Below are 6,381 nucleotides of genomic sequence, written 5' to 3' on the forward strand. Positions count from 1 at the left end.
AAAGCTAGATCGACTCGTTTGACCATATCTGCAAACATGAGCATGGATGTCTTATACCAAGGTCGCTCTTGTTTAATTGAACAAGGGATCTTTTTGTTTATAGTATTCTGGTTGTTCTCTAGGTTCAGCAATACTACAAACTAAAGGACAAGAATTAACGTAATTTCTGTTGTTTTCCCACCAATCAAATCTATCAGCTAACAAATAATTGTACTGACACCTTAATTTTTCTAGCCAACTGTTGAGACGACAACGTTGTTCGTAATTAGGTTTTAAACGATATTGGTAAGAAATTATCATGGTAAACCTCGACCTGTTACAATGACTGTAACATAAAACAGGCACGGTGACAACATGAAAGATGATTTTGTCTCTAGCGGGAGAGCAATATCAGACTTAAAAGCCCACTTGGTTTTGACAACTAAGTATCGACGTAAAGTGTTTACAGGAGCTATAATAGAGCGACTTCAAACCATCATATGGGAACTTTGCCGTAAATGGGATTGTCAGATGATTGAAGTTAATGGGGAAACAGACCACATTCATTTGCTTTTCCAATATTACCCACAATTAGAATTACCTAAGTTTGTAGGTAACTTAAAATCTATAACCAGTCGTCGTTTAAGAACTGAATTTCCAGAATTAGCTGATGTTTATAGAAAGTCAGTTTTATGGAATGAATCATATTTTATTGCTAGTTGCGGAGGTGTAACTGTTTCACAATTAAAAGAATATGTTGAGAATCAAAAAACTCCTAATTGACAAAATTTCGGACATCGAGTCCTTAATTTGTCGGGCTATCCTTCCCGACGTTCATCTTCGATAGAACGCGGGGCTGTCGCCATTAGCTCAAAAAAAAAAGATAACGGCTACTCACCGCTACCTTTTCTTTGTATTCTAAATATGGAGCATATGGGAATCGAACCCATGTCCAAAACGAGTATTGACTTCTTGTTCGTTCACAGGTTTAGCCCTTCTAACCCTCAGAGCGGGAACTATCTGTAACCCTAGATAGTGAGGGATACTGGTAGAGTTTTCTCTAGATCGGCGACCAGAAACGCCTCACTAGAACATCCGTTGGGGTTATATCTATAGTCCTTAACGGAGTCAAACTACAGATGCTCAAAACCTAAGTGAGGTTTTTGTTCCTACGCAGCTACTGCTACGCGAGGACGAGCGAAAGATACAATGTTGTTTGCACTTATTTTTTTAAGTCATGTATTTACGAGAGGTGACTTACTCTCGACCTGAATCACAAGGTAGTTTTCGTCGTCCTGTCGAAACCAGTAATGCCCCTTGCTTACCTACTATGTTATATAATAATGGATTGACTGTCAAGGGCCTACAACAGAGATAGACTCGCCAAAACTTTATCCGCTTCAGTGATTCCCTGACGAACAGACTCCGCACATTCCCCCACAGCTTCCCGTTCATCGGGCGTTAAATTCAACTCTAGGACACGTTCAACCCCTCGACACCCCAACCAACAAGGAACCCCAAGAAAAACGTCTTCTAACCCATATTCTCCCTGAAGATAAGCCGAAGTCGGGAGTAAGCGAGAACGATTCAATAAGATAGACTCTACCATCATCCGAATCGAAGAAGCAGGTGCGTAGTAAGCCCCTCCGGTTTTCAATAATCCGACAATTTCCGCCCCACCGTGACGAGCGCGTTTGACTAAGTGATCAATTTTTTCAGCACTCATCAATTCAGTAATCGGAATTCCACTTACCGTCGAATACCGAGGTAAAGGTACCATCAAATCACCATGACTCCCCAAAACTGTCGCATGAACATCAGCCACCGACACGTTTAATTCCATCGCAATAAAAGCCTGAAACCGGGCTGAGTCCAATACCCCTGCCATTCCCATAATGCGGAAAGAAGCCAGTTGCGTCACCTGCCAAGCGATATAAGTCATCACATCCAGGGGATTGGTGACAATGATCAATGTCGCATTAGGAGAATAGGTGATCGCTTCTTTGGCAGCCGTTGCCACAATTTTAGTATTAATCGCAATTAAATCGCTGCGATCCATTCCCGGTGTACGCGGACGTCCAGCCGTAATCACCACAACATCTGATCCGGCTGTATCTGCATAATTATTTGTACCAATAATTTCGCGATCGTGACCTTCTACAGCCCCAGCTTGCATCAAATCTAGCGCAATTCCTTGAGGCAAACCCTCAACCACATCCAAAAGCACAACATTTGCTAAATTCGCTTCTGCAATTCTCTGGGCGAGGGTACTGCCAACTTTTCCCGCCCCAATAATCGAAACACGGGTAGGATGACAAGACGGTGGAAAAAACTGAGTCGAATTCATTTTACTCATTTAACGTTTAGGCAAAAAGAATGGAGAATTAGGAAAGGGGAACTCAACCGATCATCCCCAAATTTTTTCTTCCTAATTCCCCAATTCTTTACTTAGCATCCTCAAGCTGATCGATCCGTAACCAAATGTTCGGAGTGGGAACTTGACCAAACTTGACTAATGCACAGTCTCCCCGAGTTTCCATCACTTCTCCTTTGGTATCGAAGATGTAAGGGGGAAAGCGGGTGTCGCTGGCGGTTGCTTCAACGCTGTTTTCCAGTTTTTCGCGAATGGCGTGTACCATGCTTCCTTTTTTGATTGGCATCGCTGATCTCAATCGAGTTTGAACTTGTCTATTGTAGATTTTATGAGCTTTTGAGCGTATCTTTAAATAACAACAGGAAAAAGTTTCAGAATGAGGGGAAACTATACAATCTGGAATTAGGCTTGATTCTAGGGATTTTCCGGCAATTCTTGGCGATCGCAAACCTTATCTTAAGAATCTTTTGGGGGATGGGAATAAAAAAACCCCACAAACTTGTTCGTGGGGCAAGGGATACCTATTAATACCAATCAGGCTTTCGGTACAAGTTCCACCTTCATCCAACCCGCCTGTCGCTGGTCAAAGGCTTGGTAAGCCTCGATCGCCGAAGCCATCGGTTCGACTTTAGTCAAAATATTGGTTGGGGTGATCGTACCGTTGCGAACGATTTCCACCAGTTTGGGAATATAGCTGCGGTGGTTGCAGTTGCCCATTTTCATCGTCAGATTTTTATTCATCGCCATGCCGATGGGAAAAAAGCGATCGGTTTGGGGATAAACTCCAATAATCGAAAGCGTTCCCGCCTTCGCCAGCGCCTGAACCGCCCAAGTTACGGCCAGAGAGGGAGCGTTACCCGGATGCCAGTTATCGCCTTGGGGATTGGTTTCCGGGGCGATTTGCTGTAGTTCTTGGTCGTACTGTTGGGCTTTCTTTGCAACCGACTCGGCAGCCGGGCCGCTTTCGGGACGCTTGGAATCGACCCCAACCGCATCGATCGCCCGATCTACCCCAATTCCGCCAGTTAGACGCCGGATCGCTTCTACCGGATCTTCGGCGTTAAAGTCAATCACCTCAGCCCCCTGAGCGCGAGCCATTTCTAACCGGGAGGGAATGTTATCGATCGCCAAAACTCTTCCGGCATTCAAAAGCATGGCGGAGGCGATCGCAAATTGACCCACCGGGCCGCAACCAAACACCGCCACCGTATCTCCCGGTACAATCTCCGCCAATTCCGCCCCAAAGTAGCCTGTCGGAAAGATATCGGAAATGAGAATAGCCTGGTCGTCATCCACCTCCTCGGGAAGTTTCACCAGTCCGGCGTTAGCGTAGGGAATTCGCGCCCATTCCGCCTGCAAACCGTCGAAAGATCCGGTAATTTCGGGGCCGCCAAAAAAGGAGGTTCCGGCTTGCATTCCGTTGGGGTTGGCGTTATCGCACTGGGCTTGGTAGCCGGAGCGACAGTAGGAACAGTAACCGCAGGCGATGGTTGAGGGAATGACCACGCGATCGCCGACTTTGAGGTTGCGAACATCGGAACCGATTTCCTCGATCACGCCGACCCCTTCGTGACCGAGGATCGTCCCCGGTTTCATTCCCGGCATGGTTCCCCGGATCATGTGTAAATCTGTACCGCAGATCGCACTAGCAGTTAGTTTAACAATGGCGTCATTGGGTTTTAATATTTTCGGTTCGGGTACATTATCGAGGCGAATATCTCCGACTCCGTGAAAAACAACGGCTTTCATGTTAAATACTCCGTTTCAGTCTAGTAAGTTTCAAGTGATGAGTATCGTCGCTAATTTATAGAAACCAATCCCAACATTAAGTTAGATTTGATTTACGCAACTACGGCTTTTATTGCGAGTCTCACCCATTCACTCTCGAAGCTTATTACAGAAATTGGGTTGAGTCTCTCTATCAAAGGAACTACTTTTTTACTCAATCAAGTTGTTTGGGTGTTAACTGGCGATCGCAGCTTTGTTGTGGGGCTTCAGCCCGATCTAGCAGTTTGAAGTCTGGGGTTCTATGTTCAATAACTGAAAGTCAATTACTCAGACACAAATTTTTTTACATATTCTTTCATCACAGGTTGAAGCGTAAAACCCGATGTTCTCTCGTTCAAAGCTTTTTCGATTAAATTCCGTTTTCTCAAAGATTGTATTGCTCTCAAAAAATCCGACTCGGATAAAAAATCTGCGGGTTTGTTGGAAATATCAACTGCTGTCTCTTGCTTTGCTAACCACTGCATGACCAATTTTTCCGACTCAGATAAACGCTGATAATGTTCCTGCAATATCGGTTCTAAGTCTCCCAAAAATAGGCTAGAATAAGATAAAAACTGGGCGACGCTGCCGTTAAATAAATCTTGGATACTGGACGCAATTATATTTAACCATGCCGGGTTCCCACTGTAAAGCTTAATCAGTTCTAACCATCTATCCTTATCCGTTAATTTTTTCGCCGTTAACAGTTCGGTTGCAGCCTCTCCCAAACCTTCAAGTTGTAAGGTGTAACAATGACAGTTTTCTGTTTCTAAGGTAGCAATTTCTCTGGGGATTTCCCAACTCAGGAGGAGCAAACAACTGCTGTGGGAAGAACGAACTATTTCTTTTATTAGTTTACCATAATTTGTGTATTCTGGGCGATAATTTCCAACAAATTCGCCTGGTGTTAGGGTTTCTTGGAAGTCGTCGAGGATGATTAAACAACGATGGGAACGCAAATAGTCTAAGATAGAACTTCGCGATCGCAAATAGTTCAAAATAGATGGGTTTTGAGTCGGCGGAGGCGGGGCGAGAAACTCTATTAAGTGGGTTTTTAGGGCGTTGAGAGTCGGAAATGTTCGATGACTTCGCCACAAAATGCGATCAAAATTATCTTTAATGTGTTCAAGAAGTTCTCTAGCGAGGGTGGTTTTTCCGATACCCGATAACCCAGTTATTGTAACAATGCGGCTATTTTCTTTGAGTATCCATTCTTTGAGGGTGGCGAGTTCGTTGGTGCGGTTGTGGAGGCGATAATATTCCGGTGCGTCGATGATATCGTGGCGAAGTTGAGATTCTTTTTTGTTGGTAGAGTGCGATCGCTTTTTTACCGTTTTGGGATGATTGTACAGTTCGCTACAGAAATTAATATTACCAAAAATTTGTGTGGAGTCAGAACCTAAATTTGATATATGGGAAAATTCTATTCGTTTTAATAGGGATTTCAAGTTTGATTTTTTAACATCTTCTTCCAATAACTCCGAGAGAAGTTGCCATAATTCCGAAGCCACCCTTTTAGCATGGTCTTTAGTACAATGATAATCCTCCGCGACCTGCTGGTAAGTTTGATTTTGCCAAGTTCCCTCTAATATGGCTCTTTGAAGTGAGTCAAGGTGTCTTCCAGTTTTAGCAAAAACCAGATCGTCAGTCCACTCGATAGCTTTTTGAAGATCCATTATGGCTCAGGTGAGGTTACAGTTCGAGTTAAGGCTTCGTCTTAATATTATCAAACCTTTTGCCACTTTTTGCCACTTTTTTCACAAAATACCACTTTTTGCCACTAAATAGAAATTGGAAGGCTAAAGAAATTCCCCACTAAATGTTACCGCCTATAGAATGACAGGATCAAAATTGGGTGGCAAGATAAGAAAGTAGATGGCAATTTTATCAGCTTGGTATTGCCCATCTAAATTTTCTCACTTGTCTTAAATGGTTACAAAAATCATCGGCAAATACTTAGATAGGCTTAGAAGGGATCGACTAACCGTTTTATTTTTTGGCAAAACTGGAGTTGGCAAAAGTAGCACTCTTAACGCTCTATTTGGAGTCAACTGGGCTACTGATAATGCTGTTGCTTGTACGAAAAAGCCTCAGTTTGTCGATTTAGATGCCTCTCAGTACGGCAATTTTCCCTATCAGCAAATCCGAATTGTTGATCTACCTGGAATTGGGGAGAGTCTAACTGACGATAAAAACTATATGGCTTACTACAAAAAATGGATACCTAAAGCAGATTGTTTAGTATGGGTGACTCAAGCAGA

The 6,381-nt window shown here is 43.5% G+C and carries 8 protein-coding genes and 1 other RNA gene; 3 read left to right on the forward strand and 6 right to left on the reverse strand.

Annotated features, from left to right (window positions below; all coding sequences use genetic code 11):
- Positions 1-72 precede the first annotated feature (72 nt).
- On the reverse strand, positions 73-300 hold the full coding sequence (locus tag L8106_RS31175) for a helix-turn-helix domain-containing protein (protein ID WP_009784074.1): 228 nt from the start codon (positions 298-300) through the stop codon (positions 73-75).
- Between the two features lie 54 nt (positions 301-354).
- On the opposite strand from L8106_RS31175, the gene tnpA reads away from it, so the two are divergent.
- Positions 355-762, forward strand: coding sequence for an IS200/IS605 family transposase (tnpA, locus tag L8106_RS28885; protein WP_009784073.1), 408 nt, complete (start codon positions 355-357; stop codon positions 760-762).
- Positions 763-901: 139 nt separating this feature from the next.
- On the opposite strand, the gene ssrA is transcribed toward tnpA, so the two are convergent.
- The 4 genes from ssrA to L8106_RS28900 form a co-directional block, all read right to left on the reverse strand.
- Positions 902-1,296: a transfer-messenger RNA gene (gene ssrA, locus L8106_RS31180) on the reverse strand.
- A gap of 46 nt (positions 1,297-1,342) precedes the next feature.
- On the reverse strand, positions 1,343-2,326 hold the full coding sequence (gene mdh / locus L8106_RS28890; protein ID WP_039897552.1) for a malate dehydrogenase: 984 nt from the start codon (positions 2,324-2,326) through the stop codon (positions 1,343-1,345).
- A 97-nt stretch (positions 2,327-2,423) separates the two neighbouring features.
- Positions 2,424-2,639: an NAD(P)H-quinone oxidoreductase subunit O gene (locus L8106_RS28895; RefSeq protein ID WP_009788129.1), complete on the reverse strand. Its 216-nt coding sequence runs from the start codon at positions 2,637-2,639 to the stop codon at positions 2,424-2,426.
- A gap of 248 nt (positions 2,640-2,887) precedes the next feature.
- Positions 2,888-4,102 (reverse strand): zinc-dependent alcohol dehydrogenase, encoded by a 1,215-nt coding sequence (locus L8106_RS28900; protein WP_009788130.1) that lies wholly within the window; start codon positions 4,100-4,102, stop codon positions 2,888-2,890.
- 87 nt (positions 4,103-4,189) lie between these two features.
- Between L8106_RS28900 and L8106_RS28905 the strand changes: the two genes are divergently transcribed.
- A complete protein-coding gene (locus tag L8106_RS28905) occupies positions 4,190-4,369 on the forward strand; it encodes a hypothetical protein (RefSeq protein ID WP_009788131.1) in 180 nt (59 codons plus the stop codon).
- Between the two features lie 35 nt (positions 4,370-4,404).
- Here the strand turns inward: L8106_RS28905 and L8106_RS28910 are convergent, their stop codons facing one another.
- Positions 4,405-5,796, reverse strand: a complete 1,392-nt coding sequence (locus L8106_RS28910) for an NB-ARC domain-containing protein (RefSeq protein WP_009788132.1) — start codon at positions 5,794-5,796, stop codon at positions 4,405-4,407.
- 253 nt (positions 5,797-6,049) lie between these two features.
- On the opposite strand from L8106_RS28910, the gene L8106_RS28915 reads away from it, so the two are divergent.
- The coding region (locus L8106_RS28915) for a GTPase (RefSeq protein WP_009788133.1) at positions 6,050-6,381 on the forward strand (332 nt) is incomplete at its 3' end.

This window comes from Lyngbya sp. PCC 8106 (genome assembly GCF_000169095.1).
GTDB lineage: Bacteria > Cyanobacteriota > Cyanobacteriia > Cyanobacteriales > Microcoleaceae > Capilliphycus.